The 21,296-nt window shown below is 38.7% G+C and carries 23 protein-coding genes; 1 reads left to right on the forward strand and 22 read right to left on the reverse strand.

What is annotated here, in order from left to right; translation table 11 throughout:
- Positions 1-25 precede the first annotated feature (25 nt).
- The 21 genes from IGL23_RS11955 to IGL23_RS12055 all read right to left on the reverse strand — a co-directional run bounded on the left by IGL23_RS11955 (position 26) and on the right by IGL23_RS12055 (position 19,525).
- Positions 26-427: an LPXTG cell wall anchor domain-containing protein gene (locus IGL23_RS11955; protein WP_033595059.1), complete on the reverse strand. Its 402-nt coding sequence runs from the start codon at positions 425-427 to the stop codon at positions 26-28.
- Positions 408-1,541 (reverse strand): DUF916 and DUF3324 domain-containing protein, encoded by a 1,134-nt coding sequence (locus IGL23_RS11960; protein ID WP_002397621.1) that lies wholly within the window; start codon positions 1,539-1,541, stop codon positions 408-410. The genes IGL23_RS11955 and IGL23_RS11960 overlap by 20 nt, the downstream gene beginning before the upstream one ends.
- Before the next feature lie 87 nt (positions 1,542-1,628).
- Positions 1,629-2,318, reverse strand: coding sequence for a WxL domain-containing protein (locus tag IGL23_RS11965; RefSeq protein WP_002365278.1), 690 nt, complete (start codon positions 2,316-2,318; stop codon positions 1,629-1,631).
- Between the two features lie 425 nt (positions 2,319-2,743).
- The gene (locus IGL23_RS11970; protein WP_033595061.1) at positions 2,744-3,715 is read right to left on the reverse strand and encodes a dimethylarginine dimethylaminohydrolase family protein; all 972 of its coding nucleotides are present in this window, start codon (positions 3,713-3,715) and stop codon (positions 2,744-2,746) included.
- A gap of 111 nt (positions 3,716-3,826) precedes the next feature.
- Positions 3,827-5,272: an alkaline phosphatase gene (locus IGL23_RS11975; protein ID WP_161634305.1), complete on the reverse strand. Its 1,446-nt coding sequence runs from the start codon at positions 5,270-5,272 to the stop codon at positions 3,827-3,829.
- A gap of 87 nt (positions 5,273-5,359) precedes the next feature.
- The gene (locus IGL23_RS11980) at positions 5,360-7,273 is read right to left on the reverse strand and encodes an endonuclease MutS2 (RefSeq protein WP_406600099.1); all 1,914 of its coding nucleotides are present in this window, start codon (positions 7,271-7,273) and stop codon (positions 5,360-5,362) included.
- Positions 7,274-7,655: 382 nt separating this feature from the next.
- Positions 7,656-7,919: a hypothetical protein gene (locus tag IGL23_RS11985; protein ID WP_430619655.1), complete on the reverse strand. Its 264-nt coding sequence runs from the start codon at positions 7,917-7,919 to the stop codon at positions 7,656-7,658.
- Positions 7,920-7,934: 15 nt separating this feature from the next.
- Positions 7,935-8,240 carry a hypothetical protein gene (locus IGL23_RS11990; protein ID WP_010712840.1) on the reverse strand — a complete coding sequence of 102 codons (306 nt, stop codon included), beginning with the start codon at positions 8,238-8,240 and terminating at the stop codon, positions 7,935-7,937.
- Between the two features lie 11 nt (positions 8,241-8,251).
- Positions 8,252-9,475 carry a hypothetical protein gene (locus IGL23_RS11995; RefSeq protein ID WP_033595067.1) on the reverse strand — a complete coding sequence of 408 codons (1,224 nt, stop codon included), beginning with the start codon at positions 9,473-9,475 and terminating at the stop codon, positions 8,252-8,254.
- Positions 9,475-9,873 (reverse strand): hypothetical protein, encoded by a 399-nt coding sequence (locus IGL23_RS12000; protein ID WP_104869710.1) that lies wholly within the window; start codon positions 9,871-9,873, stop codon positions 9,475-9,477. Before IGL23_RS12000 ends, IGL23_RS11995 begins: the two co-directional genes overlap by 1 nt.
- Before the next feature lie 24 nt (positions 9,874-9,897).
- On the reverse strand, positions 9,898-10,296 hold the full coding sequence (locus IGL23_RS12005; protein WP_236545693.1) for a hypothetical protein: 399 nt from the start codon (positions 10,294-10,296) through the stop codon (positions 9,898-9,900).
- Between the two features lie 171 nt (positions 10,297-10,467).
- Complete coding sequence (locus tag IGL23_RS12010; RefSeq protein ID WP_225585827.1) at positions 10,468-10,695, reverse strand: hypothetical protein; 228 nt, start codon at positions 10,693-10,695, stop codon at positions 10,468-10,470.
- Between the two features lie 179 nt (positions 10,696-10,874).
- Positions 10,875-11,402 carry a histidine phosphatase family protein gene (locus IGL23_RS12015; RefSeq protein WP_033594862.1) on the reverse strand — a complete coding sequence of 176 codons (528 nt, stop codon included), beginning with the start codon at positions 11,400-11,402 and terminating at the stop codon, positions 10,875-10,877.
- A 65-nt stretch (positions 11,403-11,467) separates the two neighbouring features.
- Positions 11,468-12,916, reverse strand: a complete 1,449-nt coding sequence (locus IGL23_RS12020; RefSeq protein WP_033594864.1) for an amidase — start codon at positions 12,914-12,916, stop codon at positions 11,468-11,470.
- Positions 12,917-13,012: 96 nt separating this feature from the next.
- Complete coding sequence (locus IGL23_RS12025; protein ID WP_002359135.1) at positions 13,013-13,678, reverse strand: helix-turn-helix domain-containing protein; 666 nt, start codon at positions 13,676-13,678, stop codon at positions 13,013-13,015.
- Between the two features lie 380 nt (positions 13,679-14,058).
- A complete protein-coding gene (locus tag IGL23_RS12030) occupies positions 14,059-15,267 on the reverse strand; it encodes an ABC transporter permease (protein ID WP_033594866.1) in 1,209 nt (402 codons plus the stop codon).
- The gene (locus IGL23_RS12035; protein WP_002367351.1) at positions 15,264-15,938 is read right to left on the reverse strand and encodes an ABC transporter ATP-binding protein; all 675 of its coding nucleotides are present in this window, start codon (positions 15,936-15,938) and stop codon (positions 15,264-15,266) included. Before IGL23_RS12035 ends, IGL23_RS12030 begins: the two co-directional genes overlap by 4 nt.
- Entirely contained in the window at positions 15,931-17,097 is a 1,167-nt protein-coding gene (locus IGL23_RS12040) for an efflux RND transporter periplasmic adaptor subunit (protein ID WP_002359132.1), read from the reverse strand. The genes IGL23_RS12035 and IGL23_RS12040 overlap by 8 nt, the downstream gene beginning before the upstream one ends.
- A 171-nt stretch (positions 17,098-17,268) precedes the next feature.
- Positions 17,269-17,568: a rhodanese-like domain-containing protein gene (locus IGL23_RS12045; RefSeq protein ID WP_002355066.1), complete on the reverse strand. Its 300-nt coding sequence runs from the start codon at positions 17,566-17,568 to the stop codon at positions 17,269-17,271.
- Complete coding sequence (locus tag IGL23_RS12050; protein ID WP_002387331.1) at positions 17,561-19,210, reverse strand: FAD-dependent oxidoreductase; 1,650 nt, start codon at positions 19,208-19,210, stop codon at positions 17,561-17,563. Before IGL23_RS12050 ends, IGL23_RS12045 begins: the two co-directional genes overlap by 8 nt.
- Positions 19,211-19,525, reverse strand: coding sequence for a rhodanese-like domain-containing protein (locus tag IGL23_RS12055; protein WP_033594868.1), 315 nt, complete (start codon positions 19,523-19,525; stop codon positions 19,211-19,213). It abuts the gene before it with no gap.
- Positions 19,526-19,693: 168 nt separating this feature from the next.
- On the opposite strand from IGL23_RS12055, the gene IGL23_RS12060 reads away from it, so the two are divergent.
- Complete coding sequence (locus tag IGL23_RS12060; protein WP_002355063.1) at positions 19,694-19,954, forward strand: metal-sensitive transcriptional regulator; 261 nt, start codon at positions 19,694-19,696, stop codon at positions 19,952-19,954.
- A 45-nt stretch (positions 19,955-19,999) separates the two neighbouring features.
- Here the strand turns inward: IGL23_RS12060 and IGL23_RS12065 are convergent, their stop codons facing one another.
- Positions 20,000-21,259 carry an MFS transporter gene (locus IGL23_RS12065; protein WP_002368361.1) on the reverse strand — a complete coding sequence of 420 codons (1,260 nt, stop codon included), beginning with the start codon at positions 21,257-21,259 and terminating at the stop codon, positions 20,000-20,002.
- Between the last annotated feature and the right edge of the window lie 37 nt (positions 21,260-21,296).

Raw genomic sequence — 21,296 nt, forward strand, 5'->3', positions numbered from 1 at the left:
TGACTCTGTTTATAAAAACAGCACATTATTTTTCCTTTTTCCTTTTTTTATTCAAATAATAGAAACTTGTTAGTACTACGAGTAAACATGCAATACCAAGGCTGTAAAGCCACGTGCTATTTCGTTCACCTGTCCTTGGTAATGACGTCTGTGCATTAGTCGGATTCGTTTTAGCAGTGGTTTTTCTGCTCACTTTTTCTTGTTGTTGTGACGTTTTTTTATCTTTATTAGTGACTGATTGTTCTGTTGACTTAGTGCCACCTTTCGTTTTTAGGGGTGCCTTCCCTCCATAAAACGTCACACCGATATTCGTTTGTCCCGCTTCTTCTGCAAAGCTCTCAGAAGAAGCGGTCAGAATCGCAATGCTAACGGTTAAAAGTATTCCCAATGTCACCAGAAGTGATCCTTTACTTTTCGCTGTCATCATCGCGCACTCCTTGTCTATTTTTCAAGGCTGCCTGTTTTTCTTGTTGTAAATAGGCTTGTTGTTTCAGTGTTGCTTTCTGTTGCGTAAAACGCCAAATAGCTAGAATTAGACTCACAATTGTTGCAGCTAACAAGCCATAAAAAGCTTGATTCCACCAAGTCGGTAGGACCAATTTCACTACTGCTTCTTTATTTAATTTTTTGGCTTCTTGACTACTGATGGTAAATTCTTGCTTAAACGGCCACACTTGTTGTTCATCTTCTTTCAAGACCGCTTTTCCTTCAAAAATATAGGTTCCTGGACGAACATCTTCTTTCCCGAAATCTAAATGGAAGTTCATCGTCGAATTTGGCGCAAAACGAACACTTGGTAAAATCCGTTTGGCATATTCTTTCGTTTCGCCTTTTTTCGTTACTTTTCCTTCTAAACGTACTTCAGGAAAAATAGCGGATGTCGGATTCTGAATAACCGCTTGGACCGATTTATTTCCTAAAGCAATGGTCGGAACTAATTTAACTAATTGAAGAGTCTCTGCTAGATACATCGGTGTATCTTCTGACATTCGTAAAGCAATTGCTACATTAAATCCATATCGACTGGTTAAACCCGTTGATTTTCCTTTTTCTTCCTTTTCATCTTCTGCAAGCGAAGCATAAACACCACCCAAAACTAATCCTTGGAAACCATTCGCTGGAATTTCGACAGTCATTTTGGCTGTTACGGTTTTCTTAGCGGGAACTTTTACATGTTCCTCAGGTAATTTAATTAATGTTGTCAAGGGTACTTTTAAACTTGAATCTGGTTTTTTCTCGAAATCATTGTACACAATTAAACCATTGTCATTCGTCACAGCATTCGCCAAATTTAAATCAATCGTCAATTCTTCATCTGTTTTATTAATTAATGATAATTCGACTTCTTGTTTCTGTCCTGGTTTTACAATGAGATCGTAGTAGGATTGCGTATTTTTCGCTTGATTCTCAGGAATATTGGGTTTAACTGTAAATTTTGTATTCATGTTGTCATCCGCTTCTTCTGCTTGTACAGCAGAAGGGATGCTTAATGCCATCACACAAATAAAAACTGTGACGATTAGCCAGCGCATTGTCTTCATTATTTGTTCCTCCTATGTATCGAAAAGGAGCCGTGCACCACTGCGCAGCTCCTTTTCTAGTAATGCAGTATTCTCGTTAGTAACTTTTTATGGCGCAGCCACTAATGTCCAAGTTACGTTACCTGTATACGCACCATTTGTAATTTGTGAACTAGGTGTTGTAATGTTTAATTTTACATTTGATAATTCAGAATCCCATGTACCTTGACCTTTACCAACTGCTGCTGTAGCAATTGATACAGCTGCTCCACCTACTGGAATAGTTGTTCCAGCAAATTCAGGACTTCCTGGATCTGCTGCAAAGGCAGCTACATCACGTGAGTATGTTTTTGCTGTTTCGTCGTATTTCGCTACTGCTCCTGTTTGTGCAAAGGTAATTGAGCCTTCTAAAGTAGCAGTGCCATTTTTCATTTCAGCAACGCCGGCAGTAACTGACCAACCCGCTTGTGTTCCACGAACATCCCCAACGGCATAACGTTTTGTTTGGGTACCTGTTGCATCTAACGAAATCGCTGATAAATCAGAACTAACTTCTGTTGAAGCAAATTTGAATTCTGTTGGAACATATAACAAATCAAAATTTGTATTCGAGCCTGGTTCTGGTTCTTGTGTGCTTCCGTCATCTCCATCACCCGTACCGCCTGGTAATGAACCACTTGTCATCTCTACGTTTGCTGGTGTTGTACCAGTTGTTGTTGCATGTGCTGCTGCAGGAGCGATGCTTGCCCCTAAAATTGCCGTTCCTGCAAATAAAGTTACCAATGTTTTTTTCTTCATTTTACTCTCTCCTTTATATCTTGGTTAATTAATGAATAAAAAAGTGAAAAACTTTTCTATCTCAGTAGAACGTAAACTAAGTATAGCGAAAAAAAGACTGCTTGTGATTTCAAATTTTAAACACCTCATGCAAAAAAAATGAATTTACTATAACAGCAAGGTTCCAACGACTTTTTGTGTCTTTGAAAACGTAATTTTCAAAAAAGATATCGTTTTTTTCCATATATAAAGTGGTGATTTTATAAAAAAACAGCGAGAAAACGTCAAAATATTAGTAACAAACACTAACATTTTGACGTTTTCTCGCATTTATTAAATCAAAATTTCCTCAATATTTTTAAAAAAAATAGTGAAAACTAAAATTATATCGTTTTCATAGACAAAACGTACATTTTTTCTTACGAAAATTGATAATCACTCGCTGACTATTCTCTAATCAAAGCTTGCGTTGTACAACGGAAAGAACCACCTAACATTCTAGAAACATGGTAATCAATTGCCTCAACTTTGATACCTTTTGCTTCTATTTGAGGAATTAAGGTTGTAAACGATTGGTCCGTTATATACGTTTCTTCGTTAAGCGGTAGACCATTTGTCACTAAATACGCTGCTTCTTGCAAAGTAACGTGAATTTTTTCCCAGTTGACTAATTGCGCAGGAAGTCCATCCAAAAAGGCCTCTTCACAAACAATCATCAAGCCTTCTCTCAACAAGCTTAACGCACAATCTAAGTGGAGAATATGCGGATGTAACCGAACCGGCACCACTTCATAACCAAAATGACCAATCATATTGGCTAACCACTGAATTCCTGCTAGGTTACTTGCCAAGCCAGAGTAGCCCACAAAAATTGTTTTTCCTAGAACTAAAACATCACCGCCTTCAATAAAGGGACCTGCTTCACTCAAAACGCCTTCAGAAGTGTCAGGTTGTGGCGCAGCAAAATAATAACCTTCTGCTTCTTGTGTCCACTGCTGAATAATCGGACGAATTGGTAAAATTTCTTGTCGACGGTGTTGGAATCTTAAGTTTCCTTCTATTAAAAGGTTGCCGATTGTAAAAAAGGGATCTCGTGAAAAGAAGTTACTATATCCTACGCCCAATTCCTTGCCATGTTCTTTTTCATAGGGTGTCAATAAACGTGGACGAAATACTTCTACGCCATAAGACTCTAATACTCCTTGCATGACTTCTTTTTCTTTTTCCCAACGCACTTGTTGTTCTGGTGCAAAGTCTGCTAAATCACGCCCTTCATTATTCTGTGTTAAACGGGCATTTTCCTCTGTTAAAAAAGTCGTATCCGCTTCATCAAATTTATCTGGTAAACAAAATTGCGATTGTGCTAAAACAACTGAACGCAACGGTGCAAATTCACTTTCAACATGCATTTTTTTCATTATTTGACCTCACTTTTATCTGGTTACCTTCATTATAACAGAGATAAATTTTTTATGCCTTCAATGAAGAAAAAGCAGAACTTCTATACGTTCTGCTTTTTCTTCATTTTGTTATTTGCCAATACCTTTATCTTTAATCTCAGCTTTTTGCCCGGTGCCATCTACTAAGCCAAAAATAATCTTCGCTTGGTCTGTATTATCAATTTGTCCTGAAAAAGCTTCTGCTTTTGGGCCATAAGCATAGACATTTACATCTTCTCCTGTGTGTCCGCCAGTAGTCCAACCAGTATTCGAACGTTCATCAAAAATCTTTCTTAATGCCTGAGCGATTTTTTCAACATCTTTTGACTCCGCCGCTGTTTTCACTGCTTTCAATTCAGCCTCACTTAATTGAAAATCAATATACTCAGTCACTATTTTTTCCACATTACCATTTTTAATAATTTCTTCTGCCATGAAATTAGGCGTGCGTTTTGCCGCATGTAAAGGCTCCGTCAACCAGTTGTATTGATCTCCTTTGCCTAAAGACAAGCCCCCTGTTGAATGATCTGCAGTTGTAACCACCAATGTTTCACCATCTTTTTTGGCAAAATCGATGGCCTTTTCAAACGCCGCTTCGAAGTCTTGCATTTCGCTCATCGCGCCAACAATATCATTGCTATGCCCGGCCCAATCAATTTGACTACCTTCAACCATTAAAAAGAAACCTTTTTCATTTTTATCTAAACGTTGAAGAGCCGCTTCTGTCATATCAGCTAATGAAGGGACTTCTTCCGTTCGGTCAATCATTTTAGGTAGCCCGCCTGGTGCAAACAAGCCTAAAATTTTGTCGTCTTGGTTCTCATTTAACGACTTTTTGTCTGTGACATGACCATAACCCGCTTGGGAAAATTCTTTGACTAAATCACGATCTTTCCGCGCAAAAAATTCGGAGCCGCCGCCAAGTAACACATCGACTTTGTGTTGTCCGTCGATTTGATCATCAAAATAGTCATCGGCGATTTCTGCCATATTTTTGCGTGAAACATTATGTGCGCCATATGCAGCAGGGGTTGCATGTGTTATTTCAGATGTTGCTACAAGCCCCGTTGATTTCCCCACTTTTTTCGCACGTTCGAGCACTGTTTCTGTTTTGGACTTGTCATTATCGAGTGCAATAGCATTATTGTAGGTTTTCACTCCAGCAGCCATCGCTGTCGCTGCGGACGCTGAATCAGTGACATTCTCTTCTTCATCTTCTGGATAAGTGGCTTGCTGTCCGACTAAATAGGTATCAAAAGCTGTTTGGGGAACACGCTTGTCTGAGTGATTGTCTTTAAAATAGCGATAGCCCGTTGTATACGGATTCCCCATGCCATCTCCAATCATAAAAATAACATTTTTTACTGGTGCTTTTTCGGATTCAGTTGCCTTCGCTTCAGCAACCTCTGTTTGTTTTTCACCACTTTTCTGTTCAGATAAATTTGTACAACCCGCTAATGTTGTGAATGTTAATAAGGTAACCCCTAGCAAAGCTCTTTTCTTCATTTCTTTGTTTCCTCCTTCATATCTACTCATACATTGACTATAACAAGTCTTAGTTGATTTCTGATAAATAACAAGTAAACAAAGTGTTAAGTTGTTGTATTGCTTCTGTTAAGTTCCTTATTTGTCGCGTCTTGCTGCTCTTTTTTCGGCTTCTTTGCGTAATTGTTTCTGCGCTTTTTTTGAGCCGCGTTCGATATCTTTGAGTTTCTTTCGTTCATGGAAATCTGTAAATAAACTTTCTAAATCATAGTCTTGCGGATATAGATCTTGTGCTTTCGCTTGTAATTTCAACCGTCTTCGTGGTACATTTTCAATTTTATCATTCACAAATACTTGGATTTCTTGTTCACCCTCATCTGTAAAAACCAACCCAATTTGTTGTGTTTCTGTCAATAGGACACGATCACCTTTTTGATAACGGTCTGTTTCTTCTACAAACGTGGTAAAGGTCGTTTCTTTTGCTTTCAGGGGTTTAAATAAACTTCGATTAGTAGGGTATTCTTTCCGCTGAATATAATGGGCCGCCTTTTCAATGAGCTGTGGCTCCATCTTCATTTTACGTGCAATCCAAAGCGCCTGACTATCGCCAACTTCACCAATTTTCAATTGGTATTTGGGCGTTAATGTTTCACGATCGAAGGCCATTGCGGCGGGCACAAAATCGTCATGCTCTTGGGCAAAACGTTTAATTTCACCATAATGGGTCGTTGCAACTACCAAGGCTCCCTTTTGATACATCGTTTCCATAATAGCAATCGCTAAGCCAGCTCCTTCGTTCGGCTCGGTGCCACTGCCAATTTCATCTAATAAAACAAGCGTGTGTCGCTTAACATTACGCAACATTTCCGCAATATTTTTCATGTGCCCAGAAAAAGTGCTTAACGCATTTTCCAGATTTTGCTGATCACCAATATCGACAAAAATTTCATCTAATACTGGAATCTCTGTGCCCGCTTGTGCTGGAATTTGCAACCCAAATTGTGTCATGACAGTCAATAAGCCAACTGTTTTCAAGACAACCGTTTTACCACCAGCATTGGCACCTGTAATGAAAAGTCCTCGATACTCTGCTCCTAAAGAAAACGTCAATGGTACTGCGTGTTCTAATAAAAGAGGGTGTTTTCCTTGAACAATGCGCAAGCGTTCTTCTTTGTTTACTTTTGGCGTAATCCCACCAATTTCGCGACTATACTTTCCTCGTGCAAAAATAATATCTAAGGTGGTCATTGTATCGACGGCTTGATCGACTAGTCGTTCTTGCTCATTGATTAACCCTGTTAGTTCTGCCAAAATTTGATATTCTTCCGCTGTTTCTTCCGCTTTTAAGAGTGTCAATTGTTCATTTAATTTACTAATTGCTACAGGTTCAATAAAGACCGTTTGTCCTTTATTGGATTGCTCAATGATTATGCCTGAAACCTTATTTTTATAGCTAGCTTTGATTGGTACCGTGTAATGTTCCCCTTTTTTCACCATCATATTTTCTTGAATATACAGTTGATTATTTTTATTGCGTAAAAATTTGGTGACTTTTGTTTCAATTTCTTGTTGGCATTCATTGATTTGACGCCGGATTTTCCGAAGTTGTCGAGAAGCATCGGTGGCAACTTTTTGATTATGGATTTTCGTATAAATTTGTTCTTCAATTGCTCTGAAATCAGCTAAGTGCTGACTGTAACTAAATAGGCGTGGTGTTTGGTATTGATTTTTTTCAAAAAACTTCTGGATTCGCTGACTACTTCTTAAAAAGTCAGCGACCTCAATCAATTCGTTTGGTGTAAGGATTAAGCCTTTTTTCACTTGTTGAAGCAAGCGGGTAATTTGGCTCAAGCCCATGAAAGGGACGTGTTGTCCGCTATCAATAATTAAGCGGGCCTCGGTTGTTTCCGTTAAGCGGGACTGCACTGTTTCTAAACGTGTTGCAGGGACCATTTTCGCCAACCGTTCTTTACTATACTCGCCAATCGCACGTGTTTGAACTTCTTTAAGAATTGTTGTAAATTGTAATTTTTGAATGGTTTCATGATTCATTTGTTTTTTCTTCCTTTCTATCACGAAAAGAATACCTGGCGCCTTTAAATAAAAACCAGTTTCTACAGAAAAAAGAGGACAGCGTTCTACCGCTGTCCTCTTTATCATTGGATAAAGGTTACTAAAGAAACCTCTTCTAAAGGAGGTATTTAGTAAATGAGATGACTGACAGGTATCACTTTCTAAGCACACCAAATAAACCTTGCTTGGTTCACTGGTTATTCAACTTATCAATTAGATACCTACGACACTCACCAAAATACCCCACATTCATTTGTTGGTTTTTATTTATTCTCCACTTGAGAGTAGCAAATCTGGCGAAGAAAGTCAAATAAATAAAAAAATATGTATAGATACAAAATACCGCTCATCAATATGGCATTTATAATTTATCCAAAGTTTGTTGTTGCTCTTTCAATACTTCTGTGATTTTTTTACAAAATTGTCCTTTTAAGGAACCTTCCAAGGTTTGCTCAGTTGAAGAGACTGTTTTTTTAGCACTTTCAATTGCGACTTTTCCTTCTTTTTGTGCCTTTTGCTGATTCGTATAAGCCTTTTGTGCGTTCACCCTTCCAATTGTTTGAACACGAATTTTTTCTAAACTTTTTTGTAATTCTTTAAACAATTTTTCTACTATTTCTTCCAAATCGAACGCTCCTTACTAATTTTTGAGATTGCGAAGATCTTGGCGATATTGCTGCTCTAATTCGTCTTGCTGCCGCATGAGTTGTTTTTTCTCTTTGGCAATTTCTTCATTATATTCATATTCTAGGTGCATAATCGCTTGTTTTGCCTGAGCAAACACTTCACTGTCAACTTCAGCTTTCTGAACGATTCGTTGTAGCTTTGATAACGTCTCCTCAATTAACTGCTCACCTTTACGTTGATAGTTTTTCAAATAATTCTCCGCATCTTCTAATTGCCAACGTTCTCGTTGATAAGCAGCGATAATTTGTTCTTCTTTCATTTTTTCTCCTTTTACGTCCCTAGTTGTCGGGCTAAGGCTCGATCTCTTTGGACCAATTCTTGAATTTTTTGTTTAATTTCTTGAGCTAACTGCTGAAATTTTTCAGCCATCATTCGAATCTGATTAATTTTTTCTTGGAAAAATTCCGTTGGTTCACCAACTATTTTTTGCTGCGTTGCACCTGCTGTGGCTAAACACTCTCTCATCTCACCATCGGAGAGAATCGCTGTTTGGCTGTAGGCTTCTTTCAAGGTATTCTGCCATAATTCCTCGGCTTCTTGAATGGCTCGTTGGTAAATATTCATCACATTGGTCATGGCATTTTGAAACGCTGTACGTCCTGTGTCCACCGCTAATAGAGCCTGCTGGTCTTCTAAATAAATTCGCTCATTAACAGAAAGGCCGCCACCGCTGGCTGTTAAGCGACTTTTTAATTGAGTTAATCTTGTAACTTGTGCCGTGTAGTGTCGCATGATTTGCGCCCCTTGCTGACGCATATAGCCTTCTAAATTCCCAGATTTTTCTGGAATTTTCAGCTGACCTGTTTTTTCATCAAACGACCAGCTATCTAATGCATGGCTTTTGCCTTCGACCCAAATAATCGTGCCAAAATCATCGCTATTACCCCAGTGTGAATTAAAGTCATTCCACTTTGTCACATCATCATTCTTTTGTCGATAATTCAAAAACAAATGCGGATTTTCTTCCATAAAATTCGCTTCAGCTTTGGTTAAAGAACCATATTGAAACCAACCGCTAAAAACCGTTGTAGCAATTTGAAAATGAGCGCCAACTTTCAGCATATATGCAGATTGTGAGTAACCAGTCAACTGCGTAATTGTCCAGTCTGGATGCGTTTCAAGCAAAGTTCCAATGTACTCAAGTGCTTCATCTGCTTGTGGCGAACCATTTGGCGCCAGGCCTTTAGCAGCAGCTTTCAAGTCGTTCTCATCAGAAGGGTAAGTTCCTGCTGCGACAACTGTCACTTGCGAAACGTCCGGTTGCCCCTTCACAATTGGTGCAACAGCCATGGCTTGGAAACTATGGGTGCCGTTTTTGATGGAGAGGACTTTGAAATTTTGACCGTTTTTTGTCTTAAATTCATTTCGTTCAGATTTTTTCAAATCTTCCATCTTTTTATCTGTATATTTAAATTTAGTTTGTGTATCTTTATAATTTGAGTCAACTCGATAAACTTCATTATTCAAGTCTCTTAATTCTTCTTCTGTTATCATTATAAGCTCCTTTCTGTTTTATCAGAGAAAATAACGTTCACTTCGTTTTCTGTTTTTCCTTCCTTTAATTCTGGCAATGGAGCCGTTCCTAAGTATGATTGACTATTATTATCATTAAGCGACATACTTACTCCGATTTCAGAAGTCACTCCGTAACTTGTAGCTATTGTTACATCAACTAGAGTGTAACCAGTCAACGTATTTCTTCCATATTTTTCCGAAAACTCAATCTCCGTTACATCCGCAAAAGTATTCTTAATCTGCTTCGCCGTCATCGTTTCCATTTGAATTAACTCTCGTTCTTTTCTCCGTTCCACACTTTCTTGATAACCAAACACACTCACTCCTCCTATTAGCAAGATGATTCCACTTACAATTAGCCACCATTTTTTCTTCAACGCTTCACCTCTTTTTCGCTATCTTCATAACTTCCTTTCTGTTCTATCAGAGAAAATAACCCTTACTTCATTTTCAGTTTTTCCTTCTTTAAATTCAGCACCTCCCGCATAAGACTCTAATAGATTACCTTTGTTATACAATGACATACTTACTCCAATCTCAGAAGAAATACCATCACTCGTTGAAATTAAAACATCTATGCTTGTAAAGTCAGCCAAAGAATTTTCTACATAGTCTTCCGAAAACTCAATCTCAACTACATTCGCAAAAGTATTCTTAATTTGCTTCGCCGTCATCGTTTCCATTTGAATTAACTCTCGTTCTTTTCTCCGTTCCACACTTTCTCGATAACCAAAAACGCTCACTCCTCCTATTAGCAAGATGATTCCACTTACAATTAGCCACCATTTTTTCTTCAACACTTCACCTCTTTTTCGCTATCTTCATAAATTCCTCTCTGTTTTATCAGAAAAAATCACCTTCACTTCGTTTTCAGTTACTCCTTCTAAAAGTTTAGGATCTACTGGATAAGAACTTAATTTTTTGTCTTTATTGTTTAAAGACATGCTAGCATCTATATCTGTAGTCACACCCTAACTAGTATATACAGTAATATCTACTCCTGTATAACCAGTCAATTTATTTTTTCTATATTTTTCCGAAAATTCAATCTCCGTTACATTCGCAAAAGTATTCTTAATCTGCTTCGCCGTCATCGTTTCCATTTGAATTAACTCTCGTTCTTCTCTCCGTTCTACACTTTCTCGATAACCAAACACGCTCACTCCCCCTACCAGAAAAATAATTCCGCTTACAATCATCCGCCATTTTTTTCAACACTTCACCTCTTCTTATTCTGTTCCTTAATAATAGCTTATCATAGATTATAAAAAAATATGAAGACGAGCTAAATATTTTTTAGTTTTTATAATTGTTTAGCGCATTGATTGTATAAATAAAAAAAATCAAGTCTTTAACCAAAAGATTAAAGACTTGATTTTTATTCTCCGTATTGTACAAGTTGTGTATTTTCACAATGAAAGTCCAAGAAATCTTGGATTTTTTTACCATTGAAGTAGTTATCAATGACTCGCATAACCGCATTGTGGCAAACAAATAGGTAAGTTTCCTCTGAAGCCAAGGCTTCCTCAATCAAAGGATAAATTCGACCCGCGACATCTAGGACTGATTCCCCTTCTGGAAACGGCAAGGAAATCTCAGAACGATTTTCTTGGAAAGCCGTTGTTTCAATCGGTTCACCATCATAAATACCAAAATTCATCTCAATTAAACGAGGTTCTGTTTCAATCGTCAATTGATTTCGTTCCGCAATTTTACGTGCTGTTTCTTGCGCCCGTGTTAAAGGGGACGCCAGTAAACGGTCGATTTGAATTCCTTGTTTGGCAATTTTTTCAGCTACCAATTCCGCTTGTTGATAGCCTTTTTCGGTCAATTGCGCTTCCGCATGACCACAAATTCTACGGGCCACATTATAATCTGTTTCACCATGTCTCACTACGTACAGCATTTTTCCACCTCAGTTTTTTGTCTTGTGTCTATTTTATCTGAAATTTGGTCACAATAACACCCTATTTAGCGGTAACTTTCTGGTAATTTAAATTTGCCTTCTTGCTCAAACTGTTCGCCTACTTGGAATAAGAGATCTTCACGTCCACGAGCAGCCAGTAATTGAATGCCTAAGGGTAACCCCGTTGCCGTCACATGTGTGGGCAAGCTGATGGCTGGTTGTCCTGTCAAGTTCGCTAGTTGAGTATACGGTGTTAGCTGTAAACTTTTATCAAAATAATCATAGATTAATTCAGCTAGCTCTGCTTCTGTTAATTCTGCTGCTTGCGCCATTCGTTGACGAATGTGCTCACTTTGCAAATCTTCGTTAATTTTTGGTGCTGAAAAAGCCGTTGTTGGTGATAAAAACAGATCAAATTTTTGGAAAAGTTCTTCCATCGTTACTGCTGCTTGATCCCACAACTGTAATGAATGAACATAGGTGGCTGCTGGAATCTTTTGGCCAAATTGATGCATGGTCCATGAAAAAGGTTCGATTTCTTCTTTACGAATTGGGCGCCCGAGCCCCTGTTGAATGCTGTTCATCATCGCTGTAGTTTCTGCGCCGTTCATTTGATAATAGGAGCGAATCAGCGCTGCACCATCGACTGGATAAGAAATCTCAATGATTTCATGGCCAGCGGCTGCCAGAAAATCAGCCGCTTGTTTCGCCGCTTGTGTTGCTTCTGGCGAAATCATTGAGCCGATAGGCGAAGCGGTACACAGAGCAATTTTTAGCCGTTGTTTTTTAGGGTGTGTTTGCCATTCTGCCAAGGGCGCTTGGTAAGGGGCGCCACTGTGGCTACCACGTAGGCCATAAAATAACGCTTTGGTGTCTCTCATAGAAATAGTCAACGCAAAGTCAATCGAGGCACCTTGCCAGCCTCGCCAGCCTTCAGGGCCGACAGGCATGGAGCCACGGCTAGGTTTTAAGCCAATTAAGCCACTAAAAGAGGCGGGAATTCGGATGGAGCCACCGCCATCGCTAGCGCCGGCTATAGGAACAATCCCGCTAGCGACAACTGCGGCAGCGCCGCCACTGGAACCGCCTGGCGAATGTTCCAGGTTCCAAGGATTGCGGGCTGGCCCGTAAAGCGCAGGATCCGTAATATTTTTAAAGCCAAACTCTGGAGCGTTGGTTTGTCCTAAGGGCATCAAACCAATCGTTTCTGCTTGTTTGACAAAGTTAGAGGTCGTTGTTGCAGTACTATTTTTAAAAAGTTGCGAGCCGGCCGTTGCCGACCACCCCGCTTTTTCTTGGCCTAACATTTTCAAAGGAAATGGCAAACCAGCAAATAGTGTGTCCTGCTGTTTATTTTTTTGATAAGTTGCTTCTGCTTTTTGGCTGTCAAAGGTTACAAAGCCATTGATCTTTGGATTTAACTTTTGGACTTTTTTCTCAATATCCTTTAAGAGTTCTGTGTGACTTACTTTCTGTTCTTTTAATTGTTGTACCCAATATAGTCCGTCTTTCATACAGACCCACCTCCTATACTATTCCTTATTAGTATAGCATGGTTTTTAGGGGGCATCCTGTGATGGTGATTTTCATTCGTCAAGTGCTTCTCTATTTTAAGTAAATAATTCGCCAATGTAAGGAAGCAACTGCGGATGCAGTTTGTAGCCTTTATACCGTGTATTTTGGATACCTTGTTTTTTAAAGCCCCCTACTTGAATTTTTTTATTTAATTTTGTCAGCTGTTTGGTCATTTTTTTTCGATTATTGGCTGTTTCTTCTGTGTCATATATTAATTTACAAAGGCGCTCCATTGGTAAGTGTTCTTTTGGCGTACTATACAAGACAGCCAGTAGTGCACGTTCTGCGGCTGTTAGCTTTATCCCCTCTACATCTAACTTTTCATCTTCTCGTTGGATGGGTTTATTTAATTCTGCCAAAAGGAGATTTTCTCTTAACGTATCCAAAGTCGCATCCAATCGTAACCAATTGAGAATGCCATATTGATAGCTAATGCTCAATTCTTCCGAGGTAGGAATGTCTTCCGAGCGAAGAAACAACGGCGTTTTAACTCTGGCTAATTCCTTTAGATATAAATATTGTTCTTTGCGAGGAATCGTTTCGCTGAGAATGATGGCATCAAATTTTCGATAAAACAAATGACTTTCCTTAATTTCACCAATCAGACACGTCGTACAAAAAACTTGGTGATCTAAATGCTGTAAGCGGTTTTGAAAAGCAGTTTCTGATAAAATATTTTTTGTGATGACCATTATTTTCATTCTTGATTCCTCCTTAATTCTTTTTTAGTTCAAAATTTTCTCAATTTTCGTGTTTTGTTTTGATATATTTAGTATACTGGAAATTTTTCGAATTAAAATTTAGAAATTTACAAGCAAATCAGTCATTAACAGTCATTCCTGTAATCCCAGATTTATAAAGGATTTCCAATAGTCTTATTTAAAAAATGTTTGTTATTTAATTCTCAACGTGCTATTTTTTTAATTTTTTTCTTTTTTATTTAGCTAACAAACGTCAAAAGGTTGGTAGCTAATATCAACCTTTTGACGTTTGTTAGCTACTTTCTCTTGAAATCTTTGGATTTTTTTCTACTTTCACTAAAAAAAACAGCCAAAAATGGCTGTTTCTTTGCTATTTATATTTATTTCATAATATCGATTAAGTCTTTTTTTGAAGCTGCCGAGGCAGGGAAATAGCTAAATACAACCCCGATAAAGACAGAAATCCCGATGGCTAATGAAACCGTCATTAAATCTGGACGAACAGAAAACGGTAGTGCCATTGATGCTAAGTAGGCAATAATCATTCCTAAAAGATAACCAGTAATTCCGCCGATTAAGGTCAAGGCAATCCCTTCTGTTAAGAATTGCTTTTTAATATCACTGGCTGTCCCGCCCAATGCACGTCGGATACCAATTTCCTTAATCCGTTCTGAGACCGAAATGTACATCATATTCATAACGCCGACCCCAGCAATTACCAGTGAAATGGCCGCAATTGCGGAAATAAACAAGGTTAAATTATTTAATAAAGAGCCCATTTCTTTGATGGTATCTTTAACATTATATTCTTGATACGTCCCGCTGTTTTTCATGGTTCCTTGTTGAGAGAGAGTTTTTATTGTTTCTTTCAATACTTGATCTGGTTGATAGCCAGGTGCTACTGTTAGCTTCAACGTAGATGTATCTTTTAGCTTGCCGAAATAATGTTCATAGGTCTTTTTGGGAAAATAAAGTAATGAGTCATCATTACCTGGACCAATGGCACCGCTGGTATTGGTTGTCACGCCAACAATGGTAAAAAGTTGCTCTTTATATGGAAAAGTTCGATTAACTGCTGCAGTCGGGTCTTGGTAGAGTTCTTTGGCAACCAGTTCATCCACCACCACTGTTTTATCCAGTTTTGCATTGTCTCCATCATTCAGTTGGCGTCCCACCAACAATTCTTTGGTGGTTTTGTCGGCAAGTTCATAGGTTACGGAAAGATTTTTCGGTCCTGCTTGAAAATTCAGTGTACCTTTTTGGGCGCCATCAACTTCTCTTTGATCAAAATCAATTTTTTCTACGCCAGGAACCATGCGCACGACCCCTAAATCATTGTCGGTAAACATCGCTTGGTCACTAAACATATCCGAAGTGTTGTAGGCCGAAAAAGAAATCTTTTTCACATTTTCTTTTTGTTTTTCAGCAGATAATTTATCGACCATGTCTTCTTTAAAGCCGTTACCGATAGCCACGATGGTAATCACCGAAGCGATCCCGATGACAATCCCTAGCATCGTTAACAAGCTGCGTCGCTTATTTTTCAAAATGGAACGGAAGGCGGTTTTCCAAATAATTGAACGTTTCATGTCAGCACCTCCTCTAAAATCTTTCCATCACGAACTTTAATCAAACGATTGCAGTATTCAATTGTTTCTTCATCATGTGTCACTAAAATAATGGTGACACCTTCATTGTTTAATTGCTGAAAGAGCGTTAAAATTTCTTCCGATGTTTTACTATCTAAAGCCCCAGTTGGTTCATCTGCAATAATAAAACTTGGCCGATTGACAATCGCACGCGCAATGGCCACACGTTGTTGTTGTCCGCCCGAAAGTTGTTTTGGATGCTTCTTGCCTTTATCTGGCAAGCCGACTTTTGTCAGAACTTCGTGGACACGATCTTTGGCTTCTTTTGGGGTTAACCCACTATATAAAAGAGGTAATTCAATGTTTTCTTCAACTGTTAGTGTTTCAATTAAACTAAAATTCTGAAAGACAAAGCCGACTGCTTCATTTCTAATTCGGGATAGTTCCTTATCAGAAAAGTCGCCAATTTCACGGTCTTCAAATAAATACGTTCCTTCAAACTTTTTATCAATAAAGCCTAGCAAATTAATCAAAGTCGATTTCCCAGAACCAGAAGGACCCATAATTGCTAAAAATTCTCCAGCATCTACTTGGAGGTTAATATCATCTAACACATGCAGTGTTTCTTCTTCGGAATAATAATATTTATGAATATGGGATAGCTTAATCATTGGCAGCTACCTGAACATCTTGATTATCTTTTAATTCTTTATTGGGATTGGCAATCACTTGGTCTTTCCAGTTCAAGCCACTTTTGACAACTTTACGACCTAAATTTGTTTCTGTTTCAATCGGTGTTTTTTTCGCTTTGCCCGCTTTGTAAACATAGACAAATTCTTTTTGGCCTTCTTTTTGGATTGCTGCTGTCGGTATAATCATTTGCTTTTGTGGCACAGCGATGCTAGTAGACAAGCCTTCTGCCCAAGGAAAATCACCTTCTACTGTAAATTGATAACTCACTACTGGATTGCCTTCATTTTTAGCTATTGGGGTTTGCGCAATGGAAACAATTTTGCCTGGTGCTGATTTACCTGAACCAACGGTCGTCACTGTTACTTCTTCCCCTGTCTGTAATTTATCGTAATCATATTCGGTTACTTTTCCTTGAATATTTTTCTTTTGTGTTGCAATTTTAATGACTGGTTTGTCGGTACTACTCATGGCACTAGCATCAACAGTGACTTGGCCATCAATTGGTGCTGTAACGACTGTGTTGACTTTGCCACGTGTTTGTTCAAGCGTGTTTGCTGCTCCGACGGCATCACTGTTGGCTAATTGAAGGGCTTGGTTAGCTTGGGCGACTTCACTATTCGCAGCACTAACGGCTTCATTCAATTGCTGAATTTCCGCATTTAGTGTTTCTTTCTCTTCAGCCTCTTTTGCGGTGTTTAATTTTTGCTTGGCTGCAGCAACTTTGTTTAAGGCTTCATTGTATTTTTGAGTGGCTAAGTTAACGTTCTCTTGTGCTTGTTGGACTTGAAGATTGTTCCGATTAACGGCATTCGCTTGTTCTGTTTCTGTGGCTTGGATGTCTGAGTTATTGTACGTTAACAATGGACTATCTTTCTTGACTTCTTTACCATTTTCAACATTTATTTCGGCAATTTTTCCTAAAGAAGGATCAAAGAAAATATCCCGAGTATCTAGAAAACTCACTTGACCATCTAATTTTAATGAGGCCATTTCTGTAATGGTATACGTTGTGTATTCAGGTTCAACTTCTTTTGAAGAAAAAACTGTTTTTGCTCCGATAAATCCGACGACGACCACTGCGGCACCAATACCGAACCACACTTTTTTATTTCGCTTCTTCTGGCCTGACTTTTTCATTTATTTGTTCCTCCTTGATTTCTGTTGACGAGTTTGTCATTTTATTTAGTATATAATGAATAAAAAAACTGGTCCCTTCATCTTCCTATCATTCTTCTTACAGTTTTGACACATCTTTATTTAACAAAAAAACGTTTATCCTGTGTAAAAGGATAAACGTTTTTTGTTATTTTATTGTTCTAATTGACCCAACCAGCCAGATGTACCACCTAGAACATTGGTTACTTGATACCCTTGTTGACTGAGAAACGCACACGCTTGTGCGGAGCGCGAGCCCATTTGACAAATCAGATAATAGGGTTGGTTTTTATCTAATTGCTGATAATTTTCGGTTAAAGTACTTAAAGGTAAGTTGATGGCCTGAGGGACATGCCCCAGTTGGTATTCCATTTCTTCTCGTACATCAATAATCGGTAATTTTTTTCGTTTTGCTTCCTGATAAAATTCAGGCATGCCAATCGTGTTATACATTTTCTAGTTCCTCCGGTTTTACCATTCGATATAGCGCAAAAGCACCATCTAAATTTTTGGCTGAGATGCCTGCTTGTTTTAGCATCCGTTCTGCAATATAACTACGCAAACCGCTGTGACAACTAACAATGTACTCCGTTGACTTGTCTAATTCCTCCAAACGCTCTCTTAACTCATTTAAAGGAATAGACACAGCATTTTTAAATTGACCATTGGCTCGTTCGGCGGGATTACGGACATCTAATAAAACAGCTCCATTAGCTAATTCGTTGGATAACTCATACCATTGAACGTTTTCACTCAATCCTTCTACAAGGTTCATCGCTGCATAGCCTAACATGTTCACAGGATCTTTCGCTGAACCAAACGGCGGCGCATAGGTAAACTCTAATTCAGGCAAATCAAAAATAGTTAACTGTCCTTTAATAGCGGTCGCAAGAATATCAATCCGCTTATCTACGCCCTTTGCCCCAATTCCTTGTGCGCCATAAATTTCCCCTGTCGTAGGATGGAAAACTAATTTTAACTGAAGATCTGTTGCGCCAGGATAATACCCCGCATGGTCTTTTCCACTGATATGCACAACAGCTGTTGTTAGTCCAGCAGCTTTAGCAGCTCGTTCGCTTAAACCAGTTGAAGCGGCGGTTAAATCAAAGACTCGCACAATAGCGGTCCCAATGCTCCCTTGATTTTTTCTCTCTAACCCAGCAATCACATCCGCTACTTGACGTCCTTGGCGATTGGCGGGAGAAGCTAAAGAAATCAGCGCATCTTCTTGAGTGATTTGTTGTTTCACTACAATAGCATCCCCAACCGCATAAATATCGGGTTGATTCGTTTGATAGTGTTCATCAACAACGATACCGCCACGTAAACCAGTTGCTACACCTGCTTCAACTGCTAAGGTATTTTCTGGTTGGACACCCACCGACAAAATGGTTAAATCAGAAGCTAATGTTTGACCGTCTTCTAAGCGAATCACTTGCCCTTCTTCTTCAAAAGCAACCGCAGATTGTCCCGTAATTACTTGAACATTGTTTTTGCTTAATTCAGCTTTGACAAAAGCGGCCATTTCTTCGTCTAATGGCGGTAAAACATGGGGTGCCTTTTCCACGAGAGTGACTTCTAATCCGCGTTTTTGTAAGTTTTCTGCCATTTCCAAGCCAATGAAGCCTGCGCCAATCACGACGGCTCGTTTTGTTTCTGGTGTCAAGGCTGTCATAATTTGATCTAAATCAGGAACATTTCTTAATGAAAAAACATTTTTGGCTTCTGCCAATCCTGTAATTGGTGGCACAAAAGGTTTCGCCCCTGGTGATAAAATTAATTTGTCATAGTGTTCTGTTAAAATTTCTGTTTCATGTTTCACTGTGATCACTTTTTCTATTGGATCAATCGCCACGACTTCATGGTGAGGACGAACATCTAAATTAAACCGTGCCTTTAACGCTTCGGGTGTTTGAACAAGCAGTTGCTCTCTTTCTGCGATTTCGCCAGAAACGTAGTAAGGCAAACCACAGTTTGCAAATGAAACAAAAGGGCCTTTTTCCATGACAACAATTTCAGCATCTTCCATTAAGCGACGTAAACGTGTCGCTGCTGACATACCACCAGCCACGCCTCCGATAATTACAATTTTCATTTATTTTCCTCCTTTAATTTGACCAGACCATTGGGACATCCCGCCACGAACGTTAATCACGTGATAGTTTTTTCTCGCTAAAATTTTGGCCGCATTTTTGCTGCGCATGCCGGACTGGCAAATCACATAGACTTCGTTAGCGGATTTGTTGTAGGCGGGAATTTTGTTAAGTGGGACATTAATCGCTTGTGGAATATGCCCTGTGCGGTATTCGCTAGGTGTTCGGACATCTAATAACGTTATCTCTTTAGATAAACGTGACTGCAATTCTTTTGTTGAAATACTTGGCGTTTTTTTAAACAATTGAAATAACATCTTTTTCTCCTTCTCCTATATACCTTATGGGGTATATTTAACATGAAAAAGTTAGACTTGTCAACTGAAGAGATTTCTGCCCTTTTTAGATTCAAAGAAAAGATAGTTGACAAAAATACCTCGTATAGGTATATTTTAAACCAATCACTACTCTTAAGGAGGGGCAAAATGACTGAAGAAAAAAAGAAAGTGCTGAATCGTTTACGCCGCACAGAAGGTCAAATTCGCGGGATTCAAAAAATGATTGATGAAGAAAAAGAATGTATCGATGTTATCACTCAGTTGAGTGCGGTCCGTTCTAGTATTGATCGCGTAATGGGAATGATAGTTGCGGAGAATCTAAAGCATTGCTTTGAAAATCCTGAAAAAGATCCTAAAGAACAAGAAGAGCGATTAGCACAAGCGATTAATATGATTGTCAAAAAGTAAAACAACGCAAACTTATTCAACGAAAGATAAGTTTGCGTTGTTTTTTTATTTATTAGACGAATCTGCCCCGCGTTTTTTTAAATTAACAAGCATAAAAAGAATCGTGCCAATTAGTAAAATCACGACGGCGATATAAAAGCCCATGACTTTCGAACCCGTTGTGTCAGAAATTTTCCCAGTTAAAGCTGGGGCAATCACAGATGACATCATGCCGAAAAAGTTAAACACGCCCAAAGTAGTGCCAATTCCAATTTTTGGTGCATTTTCACCTAGCCAAGAAATAATAATCGGTTCTACAGCTAATTTTCCTAAGAACCCATACATAATTAAAGCAATTAATAACAACGTTGCATTACTTACTTGTACAGTTAACAAGAGCATAGCTGTTGCTAAAAATTCTAAAACAACGATGAATTGAACTTTTTTATGCATGTACTTATCCGCCAACCGACTAAAAAATAACGCTCCTGGAATAGAGGCAAATGCGACCAGCGAAGAGGACAATCCAATTGCCGCTCCTTGGAAACCGCGTTCGGTACTTAAAAAATTAGGTAACCAAGTCACAATCATATAATATGCATAACAAGTGCCAAAATATAAAATATACGCAAATAGCATATGTGGCGCAAACAGTTTTTTAAAGGGCACTTTTTCTTTTACCGCTCCGTTATCTTTTTCATCAACAACGGTTGGCTGAATCAAGGCCATGTCTTCTTTATGATTGCGAATAATCACTTGAAAAGCCACTAACATACAAATAATCATAAAGGCGGAAATGTACATCATCACTTGCCAAGGTAATCCTTTTTGGGCAACTAAATAACTAGATAAAATCATCCCTAAACCTGAACCAACTGCTGAACCACTGTTGACAATAGCTGTTGCAAAACTTTTTTTGGCTTGAGGAATGTTTTGCGACGTCAACGAGTAAGCCGAGCCATAGAAAGAACCACATCCTAAGCCTGCCAATAAGCTACCTAAGTAAATTGTTCCAATCGTTTGGGCTTGGGCAATCAGTAATGCTGCCAGCGCAAACAAGATAAATCCTGGAATTAATACACGTTTTTTCCCAATCTTGTCTACCAAGAAGCCTGCAGGGATCTGCATGACTACGTAACCGAGAAAATAAAAGCTAGAAATGGACCCTAGTGCCGTATCGGAAGCGTTACCATTTAGAGACGCGCGAATTTGTGGATAAACGGGAGAAAGCGCGGAACGATAAATCCAGATTGTTACCCAGCCCATACATAGTAAAATAACGATTTTTTTCCAATAAGCCAACGAACTTTTTGTCTTGTCTGTCATTTTCTTTTCCTCCACCAATCATTTTTTTGGTTAACGT

The sequence above is a fragment of the Enterococcus sp. MSG3299 genome, assembly GCF_050555765.1.
Taxonomy (GTDB): domain Bacteria; phylum Bacillota; class Bacilli; order Lactobacillales; family Enterococcaceae; genus Enterococcus; species Enterococcus faecalis.

Excerpts from the sequence above, each read along its gene's own strand:
- IGL23_RS11955 (WP_033595059.1), bottom strand. The coding sequence starts at position 427 with ATGATGACAGCGAAAAGTAAAGGATCACTTCTGGTGACATTGGGAATA.
- IGL23_RS11960 (WP_002397621.1), bottom strand. The coding sequence starts at position 1,541 with ATGAAGACAATGCGCTGGCTAATCGTCACAGTTTTTATTTGTGTGATG.
- IGL23_RS11965 (WP_002365278.1), bottom strand. The coding sequence starts at position 2,318 with ATGAAGAAAAAAACATTGGTAACTTTATTTGCAGGAACGGCAATTTTA.
- IGL23_RS11970 (WP_033595061.1), bottom strand. The coding sequence starts at position 3,715 with ATGAAAAAAATGCATGTTGAAAGTGAATTTGCACCGTTGCGTTCAGTT.
- IGL23_RS11975 (WP_161634305.1), bottom strand. The coding sequence starts at position 5,272 with ATGAGTAGATATGAAGGAGGAAACAAAGAAATGAAGAAAAGAGCTTTG.
- IGL23_RS11980 (WP_406600099.1), bottom strand. The coding sequence starts at position 7,273 with ATGAATCATGAAACCATTCAAAAATTACAATTTACAACAATTCTTAAA.
- IGL23_RS11990 (WP_010712840.1), bottom strand. The coding sequence starts at position 8,240 with ATGAAAGAAGAACAAATTATCGCTGCTTATCAACGAGAACGTTGGCAA.
- IGL23_RS11995 (WP_033595067.1), bottom strand. The coding sequence starts at position 9,475 with ATGATAACAGAAGAAGAATTAAGAGACTTGAATAATGAAGTTTATCGA.
- IGL23_RS12010 (WP_225585827.1), bottom strand. The coding sequence starts at position 10,695 with ATGATTGTAAGCGGAATTATTTTTCTGGTAGGGGGAGTGAGCGTGTTT.
- IGL23_RS12015 (WP_033594862.1), bottom strand. The coding sequence starts at position 11,402 with ATGCTGTACGTAGTGAGACATGGTGAAACAGATTATAATGTGGCCCGT.
- IGL23_RS12020 (WP_033594864.1), bottom strand. The coding sequence starts at position 12,916 with ATGAAAGACGGACTATATTGGGTACAACAATTAAAAGAACAGAAAGTA.
- IGL23_RS12025 (WP_002359135.1), bottom strand. The coding sequence starts at position 13,678 with ATGAAAATAATGGTCATCACAAAAAATATTTTATCAGAAACTGCTTTT.
- IGL23_RS12030 (WP_033594866.1), bottom strand. The coding sequence starts at position 15,267 with ATGAAACGTTCAATTATTTGGAAAACCGCCTTCCGTTCCATTTTGAAA.
- IGL23_RS12035 (WP_002367351.1), bottom strand. The coding sequence starts at position 15,938 with ATGATTAAGCTATCCCATATTCATAAATATTATTATTCCGAAGAAGAA.
- IGL23_RS12040 (WP_002359132.1), bottom strand. The coding sequence starts at position 17,097 with ATGAAAAAGTCAGGCCAGAAGAAGCGAAATAAAAAAGTGTGGTTCGGT.
- IGL23_RS12045 (WP_002355066.1), bottom strand. The coding sequence starts at position 17,568 with ATGTATAACACGATTGGCATGCCTGAATTTTATCAGGAAGCAAAACGA.
- IGL23_RS12050 (WP_002387331.1), bottom strand. The coding sequence starts at position 19,210 with ATGAAAATTGTAATTATCGGAGGCGTGGCTGGTGGTATGTCAGCAGCG.
- IGL23_RS12055 (WP_033594868.1), bottom strand. The coding sequence starts at position 19,525 with ATGTTATTTCAATTGTTTAAAAAAACGCCAAGTATTTCAACAAAAGAA.
- IGL23_RS12060 (WP_002355063.1), top strand. The coding sequence starts at position 19,694 with ATGACTGAAGAAAAAAAGAAAGTGCTGAATCGTTTACGCCGCACAGAA.
- IGL23_RS12065 (WP_002368361.1), bottom strand. The coding sequence starts at position 21,259 with ATGACAGACAAGACAAAAAGTTCGTTGGCTTATTGGAAAAAAATCGTT.